General features: G+C 66.8%; 15 protein-coding genes. 9 read left to right on the forward strand and 6 right to left on the reverse strand.

What is annotated here, in order from left to right:
• The first annotated feature begins 3 nt into the window (after positions 1 to 3).
• Together U1H99_RS21345 and U1H99_RS21350 are read left to right on the forward strand one after the other, a co-directional pair.
• Positions 4 to 915: a LysR family transcriptional regulator gene (locus U1H99_RS21345; protein WP_323143733.1), complete on the forward strand. Its 912-nt coding sequence runs from the start codon at positions 4 to 6 to the stop codon at positions 913 to 915.
• Complete coding sequence (locus U1H99_RS21350) at positions 916 to 2,118, forward strand: cation:dicarboxylate symporter family transporter (RefSeq protein WP_323143734.1); 1,203 nt, start codon at positions 916 to 918, stop codon at positions 2,116 to 2,118.
• Positions 2,119 to 2,133: 15 nt separating this feature from the next.
• Here U1H99_RS21350 and U1H99_RS21355 read toward each other — a convergent pair whose 3' ends face one another.
• Positions 2,134 to 3,750 (reverse strand): outer membrane protein assembly factor BamB family protein, encoded by a 1,617-nt coding sequence (locus tag U1H99_RS21355; protein ID WP_323143735.1) that lies wholly within the window; start codon positions 3,748 to 3,750, stop codon positions 2,134 to 2,136.
• Between the two features lie 226 nt (positions 3,751 to 3,976).
• Between U1H99_RS21355 and U1H99_RS21360 the strand changes: the two genes are divergently transcribed.
• The gene (locus U1H99_RS21360) at positions 3,977 to 4,222 is read left to right on the forward strand and encodes a hypothetical protein (protein WP_323143736.1); all 246 of its coding nucleotides are present in this window, start codon (positions 3,977 to 3,979) and stop codon (positions 4,220 to 4,222) included.
• 63 nt (positions 4,223 to 4,285) lie between these two features.
• Entirely contained in the window at positions 4,286 to 4,528 is a 243-nt protein-coding gene (locus U1H99_RS21365; RefSeq protein WP_323143737.1) for a hypothetical protein, read from the forward strand.
• Between the two features lie 152 nt (positions 4,529 to 4,680).
• Here the strand turns inward: U1H99_RS21365 and U1H99_RS21370 are convergent, their stop codons facing one another.
• A complete protein-coding gene (locus U1H99_RS21370) occupies positions 4,681 to 5,679 on the reverse strand; it encodes an aldo/keto reductase (RefSeq protein WP_323143738.1) in 999 nt (332 codons plus the stop codon).
• Positions 5,680 to 5,850: 171 nt separating this feature from the next.
• Here U1H99_RS21370 and U1H99_RS21375 point away from each other — a divergent pair, with 171 nt between their 5' ends.
• Positions 5,851 to 7,020 carry an MFS transporter gene (locus U1H99_RS21375; RefSeq protein ID WP_323143739.1) on the forward strand — a complete coding sequence of 390 codons (1,170 nt, stop codon included), beginning with the start codon at positions 5,851 to 5,853 and terminating at the stop codon, positions 7,018 to 7,020.
• A gap of 28 nt (positions 7,021 to 7,048) precedes the next feature.
• Here the strand turns inward: U1H99_RS21375 and U1H99_RS21380 are convergent, their stop codons facing one another.
• Entirely contained in the window at positions 7,049 to 9,601 is a 2,553-nt protein-coding gene (locus U1H99_RS21380) for a TonB-dependent receptor domain-containing protein (RefSeq protein WP_323143740.1), read from the reverse strand.
• A 353-nt stretch (positions 9,602 to 9,954) separates the two neighbouring features.
• On the opposite strand from U1H99_RS21380, the gene U1H99_RS21385 reads away from it, so the two are divergent.
• The 4 genes from U1H99_RS21385 to U1H99_RS21400 all read left to right on the forward strand — a co-directional run bounded on the left by U1H99_RS21385 (position 9,955) and on the right by U1H99_RS21400 (position 16,510).
• Positions 9,955 to 12,156, forward strand: coding sequence for an NADP-dependent malic enzyme (locus U1H99_RS21385; protein WP_323143741.1), 2,202 nt, complete (start codon positions 9,955 to 9,957; stop codon positions 12,154 to 12,156).
• A gap of 207 nt (positions 12,157 to 12,363) precedes the next feature.
• On the forward strand, positions 12,364 to 12,762 hold the full coding sequence (locus tag U1H99_RS21390; RefSeq protein ID WP_323143742.1) for a DUF2946 domain-containing protein: 399 nt from the start codon (positions 12,364 to 12,366) through the stop codon (positions 12,760 to 12,762).
• Positions 12,763 to 12,872: 110 nt separating this feature from the next.
• On the forward strand, positions 12,873 to 15,167 hold the full coding sequence (locus U1H99_RS21395) for a TonB-dependent receptor (RefSeq protein ID WP_323143743.1): 2,295 nt from the start codon (positions 12,873 to 12,875) through the stop codon (positions 15,165 to 15,167).
• Positions 15,168 to 15,175: 8 nt separating this feature from the next.
• A complete protein-coding gene (locus U1H99_RS21400; RefSeq protein ID WP_323143744.1) occupies positions 15,176 to 16,510 on the forward strand; it encodes a PepSY-associated TM helix domain-containing protein in 1,335 nt (444 codons plus the stop codon).
• Here U1H99_RS21400 and U1H99_RS21405 read toward each other — a convergent pair.
• The 3 genes from U1H99_RS21405 to U1H99_RS21415 form a co-directional block, all read right to left on the reverse strand.
• Positions 16,507 to 16,668, reverse strand: a complete 162-nt coding sequence (locus U1H99_RS21405; RefSeq protein ID WP_323143745.1) for a hypothetical protein — start codon at positions 16,666 to 16,668, stop codon at positions 16,507 to 16,509. The two genes, U1H99_RS21400 and U1H99_RS21405, sit on opposite strands and share 4 nt — an antisense overlap.
• A gap of 191 nt (positions 16,669 to 16,859) precedes the next feature.
• The gene (locus tag U1H99_RS21410) at positions 16,860 to 17,450 is read right to left on the reverse strand and encodes a PEP-CTERM sorting domain-containing protein (RefSeq protein ID WP_323143746.1); all 591 of its coding nucleotides are present in this window, start codon (positions 17,448 to 17,450) and stop codon (positions 16,860 to 16,862) included.
• 18 nt (positions 17,451 to 17,468) lie between these two features.
• Positions 17,469 to 18,968 carry a PhoX family protein gene (locus U1H99_RS21415; protein ID WP_323143747.1) on the reverse strand — a complete coding sequence of 500 codons (1,500 nt, stop codon included), beginning with the start codon at positions 18,966 to 18,968 and terminating at the stop codon, positions 17,469 to 17,471.
• Positions 18,969 to 19,028 lie beyond the last annotated feature (60 nt).

Consider the following 19,028-nt stretch of genomic DNA (forward strand, 5'->3'; position numbering starts at 1 on the left):
CGCATGGAGCTGAGACACCTTCGCTATTTCGTCGTGGTCGCCGAAGAAGGCCATTTCACCCGCGCCGCCGAGCGCCTGGGCATGCAGCAGCCGCCCTTGAGCCAGCAGATCCGGGCGCTCGAGCAGGAGCTCGGCTTCGATCTGTTCCGCCGCCATCCGAAAGGGGCGATGCTCACCGCGGGCGGCGAAGCCTTCCTGCTGGAGGCGCGCGCCATCCTCGACAACGTGGACGCGGCCGTCGTGCGCGCTGCGAGGGCCAGCAGTGGCAGCGTCGGACGCCTGTCGGTCGGCCTCACGAGTTCGGCGGCCGCCCACGCCTTCATCCCGCAGGTGATGCGCGCCTACCGCGACGCCTGGCCGCAGGTCAAGCTGGAATTCCGGGAAGGGAACGCGGCCGAGCTGACCGATGCGCTGGTACGGAACCAGCTGGACGTGGCCTTCCTGCGGCGTCCCGTCAGCCAGCCGGAAGGCTTGTCCTTCGAACGCCTGCTCGAGGAAGAACTGCTGCTGGTGCTGCCGGTCGGCCATCCGGCGCTGCCGCGCGCGCGTGGCCGCGGTCGTCCGGCGGTGCCGCTGTCGTCCCTACGCGACGAGCGCTTCATCCTGGTGCGGCGCAGCGGCGCGCCCGGCATGTACGCAAACCTGGTCGAAGCCTGCGTGCAGGCCGGTTTCGTGCCGAACGTGGCGATCGAAGTCGAGCGCATGCTCACGAATATCAGCCTGGTTGCCGCGGGCGCCGGCGTCTCCGCGGTACCGGCTTCGATGCAAGGCTTCCATGCCGACAACGTCGTGTACTGCGCGATCAAGGATGCGCCACCGGCGCTCTCCGCGCCCCTGACGCTGGCCTGGCGCGACGACGGGCAGCGGCCCACGCTGCGTCATTTCATCGAACTCGCACGCCAGGGGCAGACATAGGTGAAGGGCTTCCTGCCGCTGGCCATACCGGTGGCCGCAGGCCTGGGCCTGGGCTTGCTTGCGCCCGCGCTCGCGGTGCGGATGCAAGCCCTGGCCCAACTGTTCATTTATTTGCTGGGCTGGCTCACTTATCCGCTGATTTTTTGTATGCTGGTCTCCAGCGCATCGGCGCTCGGCCACCGGCGCGAGCTCGGACGGATCGGGGTGCTGGCCTGTGCGTATTTTGCGCTGCTGTCCTTGTTGTCGATGCTGTTCGGACTGGCTGCCGGCTGGGCGCTGGAACCGGGCGCCGGCGCGGTTCTCGCAAGCGCATCCTTGCCGGCCATGTCGGCGCCGGCCGAGACCCCGGCCTCCATGCCCGGCTGGCTCGACCGGCTGCCTTCACTCAAAGCGAACAACCTGCTCCTGCTGGCCGCGGCCTTGCCAGCCGGCCTGCTGCTCGGCCGCTTTCCGGACCCACGCGTGTTGGCATGGGTAGAGCGTTGCCGCCTCGGCCTGTTCGGCGTCATCAAGCGCCTGCTGGTGTTTGCGCCATTGGCCGCCTTCGGCGCCATGGCGGCTGCGGTGGGACGCCATGGACTCGCACCGCTGCTGCCGCTGCTGAAATTCATCGCCGCCATCAATCTTGCCAGCGCCTTGTTCGTCCTGGTCGTCCTGGGCGGCGCGGCCTGGCTTGCGGGCATGCCGCTGCTGCGCTTCATCGCCTACATCAGGGCCGAACTCTATCTCGTATTCTTCACCAGTTCGTCGCTGGCCGGCCTCGTGCCACTGAGCGAAAAGCTCCAGCATCTGGGCTGTCCGCGCCAGGTCACGGACGTGGTGCTGCCGTTCTCGTATTCGCTGAACCTGGCCGGGACCTATCTCTACATTGCCATGGGCCTGACCTTCCTTGCCCAGGCTGCAGGGGTGCGGCTGGGCTGGCACGAACTGGCGTGGATGCTGGGCATGGCCCTCATCAGCAGCAAGGGCGCGGTCGGCGTGGCGGGATCGGGTGTGGCGACGCTTGCGGCGACCGTCGCCCTGCTGCACGTGGTGCCGCCGGAACTGATGGCGATCCTGTTCGCGATCGACAGGACGATGAAGTGCCGCCTGCTGACGAATGTGATCGGCCATGGCGTCGCTTGCGTCGTGGTCGCCGCCGGTGACGGGTGCCTGGATCGCCAGGCGCTCGCGCACGCCTTATCGCCTGCACGTTCGCCATGATCCAGGCCGGACAGCTTACTTCTGCAACCGGATCGCCACCAGCTTGCCGGTACTGCTCGTCGCCCCAACCGCAATATAAAGCGTACGATCCGCCGACAAAGCCAGGGCCCCCGGCTCGGCATACCGCCACACGCTCTTGCGGGTCGCCAGATCGATCGCATACACCGCCCGGTCCGTGCTCACGAACAGCAGATTGCGCGTCACGATGATATTCCGGTGTATCGTCTCGGCCGACTCCGGCGGGAACCAGCTCCACAGCACCTTGCCGGTCGCTTCGTCCATCGCATCCAGCACGGACGGCGTATTGCGGCCGGCGTACAGCACGCCGTCGGCCAGCGCCGGTGCGGTCAGGTAGGGGTTGGCCGTGGACCAGTTGTAGCGGCGCTGGGTCAGGTCGAAGCTCGACAGGACGCGCTGGTCGTAGTGTTCCTGGCTGGACGATGCACGGCCGCTGAAGGCGCCACCGGCGAACGAGATGGCGTCGCGCTTGCTGCCCAGGACGGGGCCGCCGAAATAACCGTTGCTGGTGTTGCCGGTGCTGAGCGGATCGGCGATCTGGGCCACCGTGGCGCCGCTGGCGCGGTCGATCATGAACAGGGCGGCGCCGTTGTGGTGATACACATAGGTGTCGTCGGCCGCCGGTGCCCACATGTCCCATACGCCGCCGGCATCGTGCACCCAGTTGCTGGCGCCGGTCGAGGTCGAGAACGCATAGGTCTTGCCGCCGAATTGGCCGGCGCCGGTCAGCACCATGTCGCCGCTCACGGTCGGCGCCATCACGTGCGGCAACTGGCCTTCGAACGCCGACTTGGCCAGCACGTCGCCCTTGGCGGCGTCGAACGCCCAGAGCGTGGTCTCTCCCTGGCCCGTCACGGCGGCGTAGACCCGGCCCTTGCTGACCGACGGTGGGCCGAGGGCAGGCACCTGGCCCATCGGGTAGCGCCAGGTCTCGCTGCCATCCTGTTCCGACAGCGCGTACACGATGCCCTGGCCGAAGTAGACGTCGCCGGTGATGAAGACCGTGCCGTTGCGCGTGACGACCGGGTTGATGGCGGCGCCGAGCGGACTGGTTTCCTTGCGCTGCCATTCCCAGGCCTTGGCAAAGCGCGCCGGGTCCAGCGTGACCGGGACGTAGCCGGTGTGGGCAGGATTGCCCTGGTACATTGCCCACTCTGGGGGAGCGACTTTCATCGTGTAGGCCAGGCTGGCCGTGCCGGCCCAGGTGTCGGCGCAGGCCGCGTCCTTGCAGGCGCGCAGTTCGAGCGTGCCGTCGTAGGTGCCCGCTGCAAGCGTGCTCGGGGCCGAAAGCTTCATGCTGAAAGCGGTACCGGTGGCGACGGCTGGCTGCGGCAGGGTAAAGCGGCCGCCGGCATCGCGCACGCTCAGGTAGACCGGGGCGTCCAGGTTCTGCTTCGTCCACGTGCCTTGCACGGTCATGTCGGCGGATTCGCCGCTGATGACGTTCAGGTCGATGGGCGCGGTCGTCATCGCCAGCGATACCGATGGCGACGGGGCCGGCGCACTGCCGCCCGTCTGCGGCGGCGTCGACGAACCGCCACCGCCACCCCCGCCACAGGCGGACAGCAGCGACAGCGCGAGGCAGGAAAGGACACGAAGGGAGCGTAGACGCATGGCGGGAATTGGTATTTGTAATAGGCTAAATATTAACACCTGTAAATATTTGTTATTACTTTCTAGTGAGAAACCGTTCCCAGAATACAAAAAAACGACAGCGTGCCATTGGTGGTAATGTCACCTGCGGAACCGACACGTGCCTGTCCCCGTCCAATCACCACCGGCATGAAAGCAACAGTACAAAGGCAACTGCACACGAACACTCGACAATAGGGAAATGACGATGAAAGCCAGATATCAAAGCGCAAGACGCGCACTATTCGTCGGCGCTATCGCGCTGGGCATGGCAGGATGCAACTGGAGCGGCACCAGCATCGGTGGCAGGGACATCAAAGGACCGGTTGTCGCGCCCAAGGGACCGATCGGCAGCAGCGGCAGCGGCGATGCTGCCGGTTCCGGCGGCGGCAAGCTGACGGCGGCGTCCGGGCACAGTGCGGGCAGTGCCGGGCAGCCTGCCGTGGCTGCGTAATCCTTACGCCTTGCGAACGAGTCGCCTACAATGGCCCTGTTGTCACTACGCTTCGGAACATCCATGGACCAAAACACCGTCGGCGCGACGCCCAGCGCCAGGCAAAGGCATACCGTTCTTGTCATCGGGACCGTCATCGCAGCCATCGCTTTCGGATGCGCGGCCGTCGCCTTGTTCATGCAAGGGGAGAGTGGCCGGGCTGCGTTTTATGGATGCCTGTGCCTGCTGAGTGTCGTGCTGGGTGTGCGAGCCTGGAAAGACAGGCAAAAGGCAGGTACGCGCGGGACGCCGGACGGAGCGGGCTGACCGGACTGTCTCGCCGCGTTTGCGCGTTGCGGCTGCGCGGCAGACTTGGGCACCGGCCTGCGCCGGTGCGACGGTTTTACCGTTAGCGGAACTATCCGGCAGACGTCCGGCAGACCTGGCGAACCGCAGGGAAGCGGTCCGCACTGCGCCTCTCAGGCATTCGCCTTCTTCGGCGGCAGCGGCGCCTCCTGCGCCACCAGGCCTTCGATCCGCAGTTCTTCCCAGAACGCGGGCGCGATCTCGATGTGCATCAGCGTGGCATTGCGCTTCAGGTGCTCCGGGCTGCTGGCGCCGGGAATCGTCGCCGCCACGACCGGATGCGCGACCCCGAACTGCAGCGCCGCCGCGGCCAGGTCGACGCCATGGTTGGCCGCGATCTGGCGCAGGCGCTCGCGCTTCTGGATCTGTTCCTCTTTCGCCGGCAGGTAGTCGTAATGCGACCCGCCCGCCAGGAAGCCCGAGTTGAACGGACCGCCCAGCACCACATGGGCACCGCGCGCGGCGCACAGCGGGAACAGTTCCTGCAGCGGCGTCTGCTCCATCAGCGTGTAGCGTCCGGCCAGCAGGAAGATGTCGGGATCCGACAGCTTCAGCGCGCGCAGGCAGGGCTCGATCGTGTTCACGCCCAGGCCCCAGCCCTTGATGATGCCTTCCTCGCGCAACTTGACCATGCCTTCGAAGGCGCCGCCCGGCCCGGCCGCGATCTGGAAGTAATGTTCGAACTGGTCGCCCAGCGCTTCCGGCGACAGGTCGTGCACGTAGGCGATGTCGATATGGCCGAGCGCCAGGCGCTGCAGGCTGTCCTCGACCGAGCGGCGCACGCCGTCGGCGGTGTAGTCGAGCACGCGCTTGAAGGGGAGGGCGTTGACGAAGGGTGCGGCGATCTCGCCCGGATGCTGGGGATGCAGCAGGCGGCCGACCTTGGTCGACAGCGTGTACTGGTCGCGCGGGCGCGCGCGCAGGGCGGCGCCGAAGCGGTGCTCGGACATGCCGGCGCCGTAGTGCGGCGCGGTGTCGAAGTAGCGGATGCCGGCTTCCCAGGCAGCGTCGACGGTGGCCTTGCCGGCTTCGTCGGTGGTGGTGTGGTACATGTCGCCAAGCCCGGTGCCGCCCAGGCCCAGGCGCGTGATCGGTTGGTAGCGCTGGTTCACGGTTGGTCCTTTTCTGTTCGTGGATGACCCATGCTACACCGGCCGAGCGCGACGCATGGTTCGCTTCAATCGATTACACTGCGCGGTCGATTGATTACGACTTGAGCAACATCCGTGCAGCAAGTAACCCCTTTCTCTTCTTCATCGTTAAGCAAAGCGCGCCTCGGTGCCATGACGGTATTGTTCGTCAACGGCGTCATCTACGCATCCTGGGGCACGCACGTGCCCACCATCAAGGACAAGTTCGACCTGTCCGACGCCAACCTGTCGCTGTCGATGCTGGCGGTGGCGCTGGGCGGCATCCTGATCATGGCCTGGGCCGGACGCTGGATCGCGCGCGTGGGCAGCGCTTCGGCTTCCGTCAAAAGTGCGCTCTTGCTGTCGCTGGCCGCCTTTGGCATCCTGTTGATGCCGCAATATGCGCTGCTGTTGTTCTGGCTGGCGCTGTACGGCGCCATGTCGGCGGTGAACGACGTCGCGGCCAATTCGCAGGGCGCGGTGATCGAGGCGGCGTTCGGGCGGCCGGTGATCGGCTCGCTCCACGGCAGTTTCAGCCTGGGTGGCATGTGCGGCGCGCTCGTGTCGAGCGGCTGGCAGGCGATGGGCTGGCCGAACCAGTGGCACCTGGGCGTGGTGTGCGCCTGCTGCGCGGCGCTGATTCTGTTGACGTCGGGCTGGCTGTTGCCGGAGTCGAGTGCGCTTGCGCATCAGGCCGCTTCGGGTGCGCAGGGTGCCGGGGACGATGCGCCGGCGCCGGGGCAAGATCACGCCTTGCCGCCGGCTCTCAAGCGCAAGCTGGTGGTGCTGGGCTGTTTGGCCTTCCTGGCGCTGATCGTCGAGGGCGCGATGTACGACTGGAGCGCGGTCTACATGCGCGAGGTCGCACTGGCCGGTGGCGGCTTCGTCAGCGCCGGCTATGCCGCGTTCTCGGTCGGCATGGCTGTTGGACGCTTCAGCGGCGATCCGGTGCGCGCGCGCTTTTCCGAAGGTGCGCTGGTCGTGGCCAGCTGCGCGCTGTCGTTCGCCGGGCTCGGCCTGGCGCTGCTGCTGCCGGGCGTGTGGACGGCGCTGGCCGGCTTCCTGCTGTGTGGCCTGGGCACCGCCAACATCATCCCGGTGATGTTCTCGTCGGCCGGGCGCATGGCGCTGGCCAGCGGCGGCTCGGCTTCGAACGGCCTGGCGGTGACGACGCGCCTGGCCTACATGGGCTTGCTGATCGGTCCGGTGATCGTCGGTTTCATTGCGCACCGGTTTGACTTGCGTATCGCGCTGGCACTCAGCCTGCTGGGTGTGGTGGCGATCGCGGCCTCGTCGCGCCGGGTGTTCAGCTTCGGCCGCTGAGGGGGCGTCCGGTCCGGCGGTTTGCGCGTCAGCCGCCGAAGCCGCCACCTCCACCACCACCTCCGCCGCCACCACCTCCAGCGCCACCGCCACCCCAGCCACCACCGCCACCGCCGTTCCCGAAGCCACCCCCGCCATCCCCGCGGCCGCCGCCGGCATCGCCACGGCCGCCCGGCCCGCCACGGAACATGCCGCGCCCGCCATTGCGGATCCGCTCGTCGCCGGTCACGCCGCCCCAGCGGTACACGAAGCCGAGCGAGACGATGCGCGGCTGGGTGGTCGAGATCGCGTGGTAGCGCAGCTGTTCGTTCTCGATGAAGGTCTCGGTGCTGCCCGAGCGGAACAGGTTGTTCACGTTCAGGTTCATGCTCAGGCGCGGGGAGAACTGGTGGCGCCACGACAGGTTGGTGGTCGTGAAGCCGCCGTTGGTCCCCTGGCCATTGAGCGACTGGCCCTGGTGGTTGACGTTCAGCTGCAGCGATTCGGCGCCGATCTGGTAGGCCAGGCGCAGCTTGGTGTTTTCCTGGTGGTTCTTTTGCTCGAACGGTGTTGCATTGATGTCGTAGTTCGAGATGCGCAGGCGCTTCTGGTTGGACAGGGTGATGCCCAGGTTGGCCGACAGGCCGCTGATGAACAGCTTGCGCACGTTGAACCAGGTGTCAATGCCGGTCGCATCGTTGGCGCCGAAGTTGATCGGCGAGGTGACGATCACGTTCGGGTCGGTGGTCAACGGATAGCTGCGGTTGCCGATCACCGGGGCTTCGCGCCGCTTGAACAGCGTGAAGCGCGCATCCACGAAATCGAAGAAGCGCTCGTTGTAGGCCAGCTCGATCAAGTCGTTGTTCACCGGCTGCAGGTTCGGGTTGCCCTGCACCGCGCTGAAATCGCTGACGTACACCAGGTTCGGGTTCAGGTCGCGCTCGTTGGGGCGTGCGATGCGGCGCGCCAGGCGCAGCTGTAGCTGGGAGGTATCGCTCAGGTCCTGGGTCGCATACAAGCTCGGCAGCCAGTTCATGTAGTGGTACTTGTCTTCCTCGTTCAGCAGCGGCTGGCGCACGTCCAGTTCGGTGTACTCGCCGCGCAGGCCGGCCTTCACCTGCAGCTTGGAGAAGAAGGTCGTGCTCAGGGTGGCGTAGAGGGCGGCGTTGCGGTCGTCCGAGCGGAACTGGCTGATCCGGCTCGGCACCGGCTCGTACGCGCCGCTCGCCGGATTGACGGCAAGGTAATCGGTGCCGTTGTCGTTCCGGCTGTCCGCGATCTTGCCGCCGGCCGCCAGCGACCAGCTGTCCCAGATCCGGTTGGTGTAGTCGACCGAGATGTCGAGGATGTGGTTGTTGCGCGCGGTCTCGCTGTGGTTGTCGGTGACGTAGCGCGCCGGGAGCAGGCGGTAGTCGTAGAACCTGTCGGTTTCTTGGTCGTTGCTTTGTCCGGTGTAGCGCAAGTCGAACTTCAGTTCTTCGCCTGGTTCGCCGCTCTTGTGGCTGTAGGAGGCGCCGAGGCCGAAGTTCTGCGACGGCGATGCGCTGTGCGCACGGTTGCCGTAGTCGGCGGTCGGGACCATGCCGGGGCCGAACAGCTGGGTGTTGCCGGCGCTGTCGGTGTCGGCCTGGCGCTTCGAATAGCTGACCGTGGCGCCGGCCTGGTCGCGCTGGCCGACGTTGTAGGTGAAGGTCGAGGCGAAGCCGACCGCTTTCGATGCATTCCTGCGCTCGGTGGCCGAGTTGTTGGCACCGATGACGTTGCCGCTGGCCGGATCGAGGTCTTCGCGCTGCGATTCGCGCCGGCTGCTGCCTTGCTGCTTGCGCACGTACAGGTTGCCGCTGATGGAATAAGGGCCGGCCGCGTACTCGCCGTTCATGCCGGCGTTGTAGCGGTCTTCGGTGCCCTTGTTCAGGTTCAGGTTGGCGCGCGACCCCGGTTTGCGGTTGCGCTTCAGAACCAGGTTGATGATCGGACCGCTACCGCCTTCGTTGCCGAATTCGGCGCCGGGCACGTTGATCACTTCGATCGATTCGATGTTCTCGGCCGGGAACGCGTTCAGTGCGTCGCCGCGGTTCTGGCCCTGGAACTGGGCGTCGCGCTTGCCGTTGACCATGATCTGCACGTTCTGGTTGCCGCGCAGCGCCACCGTGCCGTCCTGGTCGACGGTGACCGACGGCACGTTGTTCAGGACGTCGGAGGCCGAGGCATTGCTGACGCTGATGTCGTTCTTCAGCTCATACACGTCGCGGTCGACCTTGTTGGTCGGGCGCGCTGCAACCACCTCGACGGTTGCCATATCGTCGTCGGCGCCGGCCGCCGGTGCCGGTTTGTCCGCGCTCGTCGCCGGGGCGGTGCCGGTGCTGGCCGTGCCGCCTGTCGCGGCGGGCGTGGCACTGCTTCCCGCCGGCTGGGCCGCCGCCGGCGTGCCGCCCTGGGCTTGCGCAGCAGGGCGCTTCGGCGGCGGCGTCTGCGGCGCGGCGGTCTGGGCAAACAGCGGTCGCGCAACGAAACAGCCCAGCAGCAGTGCAGGCAGGACTTTGCGCGTCAGGGCACCTGGGCCGGCGGCAGGTCTGGCGGCGGCGGAACGGTTGTGAGTCATGAGGGAGATCGATCGCAAGGTTGTTGTGGCTTTGTATTCCCGGCAGGGACTGCCGATGTTCCAACTTAACGCGGATGGGCCCGCCAGGATGACAGGCGGGAAAAAGAATCACTCATTTGATCAAGCGTAAATACGGCCCGGGATGGGTAAATACGTAGGCGATCTTCGGAGCAGGGTAAAGAAAAGCGTATTTTATTCGGTATGGCGGGGCGGATATTCATGGCGCGCCCAGCAGGATTAATGATTCAAGGCTAATATGCTTGGTTTTATAGTTAGCGCGACCGCACCCCCGGATGCGTCGCGGCGCATGCCACTGTTCGAGCAGCAGCTGGTACGCGGCACAGGAGAACAATATGACGACCGAAAGCAGCTTGAACGAGACCAAAGACACCCAGTTGCGCGCCGACGCGCTGGAATACCACCGCAGCCCGACGCGCGGCAAGATCGAAGTGGTGGCGACCAAGCCGCTGTCGAACCAGCGCGACCTGTCGCTGGCCTATTCGCCGGGCGTCGCCTACGCCTGCGAAGAAATTGCCGCCGACCCGGCCATGGCCGCCGAATACACCTCGCGCGGCAACCTGGTCGCCGTGATCTCGAACGGCACCGCCGTCCTCGGTCTCGGTAACATCGGCCCGCTGGCTTCGAAGCCGGTGATGGAAGGCAAGGGCTGCCTGTTCAAGAAATTCGCCGGCGTCGACGTGTTCGACCTGGAACTGGCGGAGAACGACCCTGATAAATTGATCGAAGCGATCGCGATGCTCGAGCCGACCGTCGGCGGCATCAACCTCGAAGACATCAAGGCGCCGGAATGCTTCTACATCGAGAAGAAGCTGAGCGAGCGCATGAACATCCCAGTCTTCCACGACGACCAGCACGGCACCGCGATCATCTCGAGTGCTGCGCTGCTGAACGCCCTGAAGGTGGTCGGCAAGGAGATCGGCAAGGTCAAGCTGGTGGCTTCCGGCGCCGGCGCCGCCGCCATCGCCTGCCTCGACATGATGGTCAGCCTGGGCGTCGACCAAGCCAACATCTACGTCACCGACTCCAAGGGCGTGATCTGGCAGGGCCGCGAAGCCAACATGGAAGCCAACAAGGCGCGCTACGCGCAGGATACGTCGGCGCGCACCCTGGCCGACATCGTGACCGGGGCCGACGTGTTCCTGGGCTGCTCGACCGCCGGCGTGCTCACCGCCGACATGGTCAAGACCATGGCCGACAAGCCCGTGATCCTGGCCCTGGCCAATCCGGAACCGGAGATCCGTCCGGAAGTGGCCAAGGCCGCGCGTCCGGACGTCATCATCGCCACCGGCCGTTCGGACTACCCGAACCAGGTCAACAACGTGCTGTGCTTCCCGTACATCTTCCGCGGCGCGCTCGATTGCGGCGCCACCCGCATCACCACCGAGATGAAGCTGGCCTGCGTCACCGCGATCGCCGACCTGGCCGAAGCCGAAGCCAACGATGCCGTCGCCGCCGCCTATGCCGGCGAAGACCTGAGCTTCGGTCCCGACTACATCATCCCGAAACCGTTCGACCCGCGCCTGATGGGCGTGATCGCACCGGCCGTGGCCAAAGCCGCAGCCGAGTCGGGCGTGGCCACCCGTCCGATCGAGGACATGGACGCCTACCGCGACAAGCTGGGCCAGATGATCTACCACACCGGTTTCTTCATGAAGCCCGTGTTCGCCAAGGCCAAGGCCAACCCGCGCCGCGTCGCCTATGCCGAAGGCACCGACCAGCGCGTACTGCGCGCGGTGCAGACCGTGGTCGACGAAGGCATCGCCCAGCCGGTGCTGATCGGCGCCGCGGCGGACGTCGAAAAGGCGATCAAGCAGTCGGGCTTGCGCCTGAAGCGCGACGTTGACTACACCCTGGTCGAGGCCGAGGCCGACACCACCCTGCAGGGCACGCGCCTGCTCAAGGACGGCACCGTCCACGCCCTGATCTGCGGCATGAAGGGCAACTACGACAGCCACCTGGTGCACGTGCAGAACGAGATCGGCACCGCCCCGGACGCCGGCGTGCTGGCCGCGATGAACGCGCTGGTTCTGGACAAGCACACCCTGTTCATTACCGACACCTACGTCAACGATGCGCCCTCAAGCGAGGAACTGGCGTCGATCACCCGCCTGGCGGCCGAGCACATGCGCCACTTCGGCATCGAGCCGAAGGCCGCGCTGCTGTCGCACTCGATCAACGGCTCGTCCGAGCGCCCGTCGGCCCGCCGCATGCGCGAAGCGGTCGCACTGCTGGCCAAGGACGCGCCCGAGCTGGACGTGATCGGCGAAGTGCACGGCGACGCCGCGCTGTCGGAAGACATCCGCCGCCTGTACCTGCCGGAAGGCGGCTTCAACGGCAGCGCCAACCTGCTGGTGATGCCGTCGCTGGACGCGGCCAACATCCTGTTCAACGTGCTGAAGGTCGCGGCCGGCAAGGGCGTGACCGTGGGCCCGATCCTGCTGGGCGCGGCCAAGCCGGTGCACATCCTGAGCCCGAGCGCGACCGTGCGCCGTATCGTCAACATGACGGCGCTGGCCGTGGCGGACGTGCGCTGAGAACTAACCGCCTCGTCGTCCCCGCGAAAGCGGGGATCCATACTGAGGCGCAGAATTCGGAGACTTTGCGGCGCCGCTGAAGCCGCCGAGTCCCGATGCTTAATATGGGTTCCCGCTTTCGCGGGAAGTCGTTTCCGGCAATGCCGGGAACGACGTGTGGTTTCAACCGTCACGCCCCCTCGTCAAGGCGTGATCTATAATCGAAATATGTACAAGACGACAAGACATTGGGCAAAGTACGCCTGGATCGCCTGCCTGGCCATCCTGTTCAATGCCTTCGTCCCTGTCGTCTCGCACGCCCTCAACGCCTCCTCGCCGGCGTCGAGCATCAAGATGGAAGTCTGTACCGCCATGGGCATCGAAATGCTGCCGATGGCGCTGCCCGACGACGACGGCAAGCAAGCTTCCGACAAGCTCCTCAAGAGCCTGACGCACTGCGGCTATTGCGCCACCCACGCCGCTTCGTTCGGCCTGCCGCCGCAGCCGCCGGCCGTGTTCGCCGTCATTGGCGGGCACGACGTGTTTCCGCCGCTGTACTACACCGCACCGCGCACGCTGCCGACCTGGTCGCCGGCGCAGTCGCGCGCGCCGCCTGTGACCCTCTGATCGACCGCGGCCTGCGCCGCATCCCCCGAGCATCGACGGTTCGCCGTGCGCAAGCATTTGCGCATGCGCACGCCGGCGCGAGCTCGTTCGTCAGAGTCACAGGAACCACCATGAAAACAATCCGCACAACGCTGGCGCTGACCGCGCTCGCCACTGCCGTCGCGTCGGCCTTCGCAGAAGACGCCACCCCCGAAGACATGTCTCCAGTGCGCAAGCTCGGCACCGTCGTCGTCACCGGCAGCAACCCGACCTCGCTGCCGACCCAGATCCCGACCACGATCGAAGGTATCAGCCGCGAAGAGATCGCACGCAGCATCAACGCCTTCGATGCCGAAGACGCCTTGAAATACCTCCCGAGCCTGCTGGTGCGCAAGCGCTACATCGGCGACTACAACCACGCGGTGCTGTCGACGCGCGCCTCGGGCACCGGCAACAGCGCGCGTTCGGCCGTGTACGCGGACGGCATCCTGCTCTCGAACTACCTCGGCAACGGCGCCACCTTCGCGCCGCGCTGGGGCATGGTCAGCCCGGAAGAGATCGAACGCGTCGACGTGCTGTACGGACCGTTCTCGGCGGCCTACGGCGGCAACTCGGTCGGCGCCGTGGTCGACTACGTCACGCGCATGCCGACCCGCTTCGAGGCCCACGCCAAATTCTCCTATTCGCGCCAGCCTTTCGAACTGTACGGCACCGACACCACCTACAGCGGGCGCCAGGGCAGCATCGCGCTGGGCGACCGGGTTGGACGCTGGTCCTGGTACCTGGACGTCAGCCGCGTCGACAGCGAAGGCCAGCCGCTGACCTTCCCGACGCGCTACCCGAACGCCGCGGCCTCCACCGCCGGTGCCCCGGTCACCGGTGCGGTGGCGGGACAGGACCGCACCTACCGCGACTGGCTGATCCTCGGCGCCGCGACCCAGTACCACACGAAACAGGACCACGTGAAGGCCAAGCTGGCCTACGATTTCTCGCCGACGCTGCGTGCCACCTACGTGTTCGGCTGGTGGAAGAACGACTCGGAAGGCCGCCCGCAATCCTACCTGCGCGACGGCGCCGGCCAGCCGGTCTACAGCGGCAGCATCAATATCGGTGGAAATAACTACACGCTGGCGCAGACCGACTTCAACCAGTCCAACGAGGCCCTGGAGCACTACATGCACGGCCTGACGGTCAAGAGCCACACCAAAGGCGTATTCGACTGGGAAGTGGCGGCCAGCCTGTACGACTACGACAAGGACACCCTGCGCGCACCGACGATCGCTTTGCCGGCCGCGGCGGGCGGCGGCGCCGGGCGCATCGTGAACGGGAGCGGCACCGGCTGGAACACCTTCGCGGCCAAGGGCATCTGGCGCCCGGAAGGCGTGAACGGCGCCCACGTCGCCGAATTCGGCTACCAGCGCGAATCCTATCGATTGCGCAGCATCGAGAACCGCACCACCGACTGGATAGCCGGCGCGCCGGGCCTGCGCAACCAGGCCTTCAGCGGCCGCACCGGCATCGACGCGCTGTACGCCCAGGATACCTGGAAGTTTGCCCCTAGCTGGAAGACGGTGCTCGGCCTGCGCTACGAGCGCTGGCACGCACGCGATGGCCGCACCTCGAACGCCACCAGCACGGTGGCCCAGGGCAGCCGCCACGACGATTATTTTTCGCCCAAGGCGGCACTGGCCTTCCAGGCCAACGACGACTGGGTGCTGAAGGCCTCGCTGGGGCGCGCGGTGCGGATGCCGACCGTGTCCGAGCTGTACCAGGGCGGCATCAACGGCGCCGGGGTCCTGATCAACAACGATCCGAACTTGAAGCCGGAGCGGTCCTGGACTGGCGAACTGACGGCCGAACGCAAACTCGAGACGGGCCTGCTGCGCCTGACCGCCTTCGGCGAGCGCACCCGCGACGCGCTGTACTCGCAGACCAACGTGCTGGTCACGCCCAACGTCACTTATGTGCAGAACGTCGACCGCATTGCCACCAAGGGGCTGGAGCTGGCCTATGCCGCCACCGACGTCGGCGTCGCCGGCCTGGACCTGAATACCAGCGCCACCTGGACCGATTCGAAGATCGAGCGGAACGACAAATTCCCGGCCAGCGTCGGCAAGTGGCAGCCGCGCATTCCCGAATGGCGCGCCACCGGCCAGGCGACGTACCGGATGAACGACCGGCTGGCGGCGACGCTGGCGGCGCGCTACAGCGGGCGCCAGTACTCGACGCTCGACAACTCGGACCCGAACGGCTTCGCCTACCAGGGCGCCAGCAAGTACTTCACCACCGACCTGCGGGTGACCTACAGGATCGACCGCAGCTGGAGCATGGCGGTCGGCATCGATAACCTGAACAACTACAAGTACTGGAACTTCCACCCCTATCCGCAGCGCACCTATGTCGCCGAGCTGAAGTTCGACCTGTGAGCATGACGATGAACACTTCGACCCTGGCCGCAAGGCGCCGCAGCCTGTTCTGGCGCATCCACTTCTGGGCGGCGCTGATCGCCTCGCCCTTCGTCCTGGTCGCCACGCTGACCGGGCTGCTGTACATCTTCACGCCGCAGATCGAGGCCGGCCTGTACGGCCACCTGGAACGGGTAACGCCGCCGGTGGGCGCCGCCATGCTGCCGCTCGACGGCATGGTGCTCGCAGCGCGCAGCGCTGTGCCGGCCGGCCTCGAGATCCAGTCCGTGCTGCCGCCGGCCGCGCCGCGGGATGCGTTGAAGGTGAGCTTCGGGCCGCCGTCGCGCGCCGCCGGCGAGCATGCGAGCCATGTGCCGGCGGGGCCAGCGGCGGCACGGCCCGCAGCCGACCTGGCCAAGCGCACCGTCTTCGTCGATCCCTACAGCGCCCGCGTGCTCGGCACCCAGATCGACCAGGACCGTTTCAGCGAATGGGCGCGGCGCCTGCATTCGCGCCTGCTGCAGGGCGAAACGCTGCGCTGGATGATCGAGCTGGCAGCCAGCTGGATGCTGGTGATGCTGCTGACCGGCGTCTATTTATGGTGGCCGCAATCGAACCAGCCGGCGCTGCCGCGCGCCGGCGTGCGCGGACGGCAGGGCTGGCGCCAGTGGCACGCCTTCCTCGGCGTCGCGCTGGGCGTGCTGAGCCTGGCGATGGTCCTGACCGGTATCACCTGGAGCAAGTACGCCGGCAACCAGGTCCGCGCCGTGCGCGACTGGGCCGGGCAGGCATCGCCGCAGGTGCCGCCGCACCTGCATTCGATGCCGACCGGCGGCCCGCAGCTGAATTACCAGCAGGCCTGGCAGCGGGTGCAGGGGTTGGTGCCCGGCGTGCCGGTGGCCTTGACCCCGCCGCGCGGCCCGCACGGCTTGTGGCGCGCCGCGTCCGCCGATCGTCGGCATCCCGGTAATCGTTTCGACCTGGTGCTGAACGCCTACGACGGCAGCGTGCTGTACCGGGCGGGCTGGGAACGCCAGACCGCCTTCGGCAAGGCCACCGCGGTCGGCATTCCCTTCCACCGCGGCGAGCTGGGCCTGTGGAACCAGGCGCTGCTGTTGGTGTTTGCGGCCGGGGTGCTGTTTTCGACGGTGTCGGGCTGGGTGATGTTCTTCAAGCGCCGCCGCGCCGGGCAGCTGGGCTTGCCGAAGCTGTTGCCGGGTGCCTGGCGCGCGGCGCCGCTGTGGGCGGTGGTGCTGGGAATCGGACTGTGCGTGCTGATGCCGCTGCTGGCGTTGAGCACGCTGGTGCTGCTGGCGGTGGAAATCGTGCTGGGACGTGCGCGCCTGCGCGCGCAGCCCGCTTAATTACGCGATTGCTGGCGCCGTTCGTGGTGGCGCCGTGCCTGCGGGTTGTGGACGGTGCGCAACAGGATGTCGGTGGGTACGTGGCAGCTTTCCAGGTAGCCGAGTGCGAACTTGAGCCCACGCGTCTCCGCCAGGAATAGCGCGTATTCGACAGTCATTCCAGTTTCTTCGTCGACTCTTCGTTGGGACATGGTTCCGCCTGTCAGTAAATGCAAATGCCAACACCACGAAGTGGCATTGCCATGTTGCTATTCTATATTTACCGAACGAGGGGACGGAATGATTATGTTAACAATTGTTACGGCCGTGGCGGCGGGTCCACAGCCGTATTTTTAGAACAGTCGTGCTATCAGCCGCGCGGTCGGCGGCGCATGGTCAGCAGGCCGGACATGCACAAGGCCGACAGCATCAGCGCCGCCGTCGATGGTTCCGGCACCTCGGCCGTGATCGAGAAGGTGTCGCCGGCGCGCAGGCCAGCCGTGCTCAGCAGCCAGTCGGTGGCGCCGGCTTCGCCGAGCGGATCGCCGAAGTGGAACTCGGCCCATTCCGGCGCCCTGAAGTCGATGCTGGCGTAGTCGCTGCCGTAGGCGATGCGGCCCAGCGTGCCGAAGGTCGGTGTGACGCTGCCGGCCTGGGCAAAGCGGATGCCTTCCAGGCGGAAGTCGACATTGGTCAGTGCGGCGCCGCTCAGGTTACGCACGATGGCGTCCAGGCTCAGCGGGCCGAGCAAGTCGTCCGCTTCAAGCATGAAGTCGAGGTGGGTCGGCGCGAAGTGGTCGAGGTCGAGGTCGAACGAGACCGCGCCGGGCGTGCTGTAGTCGGCGACGGCATTGCCGCCGTGGACGCTGCTGCCGGTCAGCACGGCGGCGTGGCCAGCCGACGACAGCGTGAGGGTGAAGGCAAGGGCGCAGGCGAGGGCGCACAGGGGGTTTGCTTGCATGAGGGTCTCCTGGAAGGATTACATAGGGCCGAGCGCCCACGGCCCCGCGATGGCGAAGGTGATGCCCGGGGTCTGGATGTTCACGAACAGGTAGCGGCCGGTCGGGTCGAAGCAGCAGCCGGCGAATTCGTTGCCGCGGTGGTCGCCCGACAGCGAGCTGCGCTTGCCGGCCGCCTGCAGCTGGCCCGCGCTCAGCACCACGTTGTTCTTGGCGAAGATGTAGGCGTCGCCGCCGCCGGTGATGCCCATCAGGCGCTGGCCGAAGCCGAAGCTGTCGGTGGTGGCGCTGGACGCGTCCTCGCAGATCAGGATGGCGTTGCGCGGGCTGATGGTGAGGTTGTCGCCCATGTTGCCGACGGTCGTGTTGGGGCTGGCGTAGATGCAGCGCATGACCTGGGCCGCCAAGTCGAGTTCCCAGATCGCGCCGCGCGAGATCGGGCCGCCGGCGGTGTCCATCACGAACATCTTGCCCTGCGCATGCCAGATGCCTTCGCCGCGGTTCATGCGCAGCGCACCCTGCACCCAGCCCTGCACGAAGGGGCCGGCGGCATTGGTGATGGTGGTGCCCGACGGGCCGGTGGCGTCGCCGCGGTTCTGGTCCGGATTGGCGACGTTCACCCAGTCGAGTGCATAGGTGTCGCCCACCAGCGCGCCGGCGATGTTGGCATTGACCCGGGTCCTGGCGCGCGCCATCTGCAGCACGCCGCCCATGGCCAGCGTGCCGTAGCCGCCGCGCACGTCCGGCACGTAGCGGTAGAAGCCCGATTTGCCCGACTGGTCCTCGGTCATGTAGACGATGCCGGTGGCCGGATCGACGGCGGCGGCTTCGTGGGCGAAGCGGCCCATGCCCACGATCGGCAGGCCGGTGGTCTGGCTGGGCTCGGGCGAGACTTCGAACACGTAGCCGTGCTTCTTGCCGGCGCTGCTGACGGCGTCGGAACCGACTTCCTCGCAGCTCAGCCAGGTGCCCCAGGGCGTGATGCCGCCGGCGCAGTTGCCGTCGGTGCCGCCCAGGCTCGGCGTGACGCTGACCCAGTTGCCGTCGCGGAACAGCAGGTTCGTGGTGCCGCCGCCCAGCTGGGTGGTGCCGCTGCTGTTGTAGCTGCTGTCGTACACGCCATGGGCATCGATGAAGCTGGCCGGGCTAACGGCGTGCACTTCATGGTTCCGGATCAGCACCAGCTCGCTGCTGCGCCCGACCTTGCGCGATACCACCACGCCCATGCCGTCGTGGGCCGCCGGGCAGGGCTTGCCGTTGCTCATCAGGTCGCCGGTCCAGCCGAAGCTTTTATAGGTGAAGCCGGCCGGCAGCTGCAGCAGCGGCAGGCCGGTCGTCAGGTCGTTGACCGGCGCGATCGGGCCATAGGGGCTGGCGACCAGGGCGCTGGCGCCGTTGGTGACGGCCGCGGCTTCCCTCGCTTGCAGGGCGGCGAAGGCACCGACGAAGGGCAGGGTCGATGCGCCGGCCATGCCCTTGAGCAGGCTGCGCCGCGAGGGCGAGATATCCTTGTTTGTCATGCTGAGCGCTCTCCAGTGGCGTGCCGGGCTGGCACGGGCTCATGCATTAAAACAAAAGAA

This window comes from Massilia phyllosphaerae (assembly GCF_034659755.1).
GTDB lineage: Bacteria > Pseudomonadota > Gammaproteobacteria > Burkholderiales > Burkholderiaceae_D > Telluria > Telluria phyllosphaerae.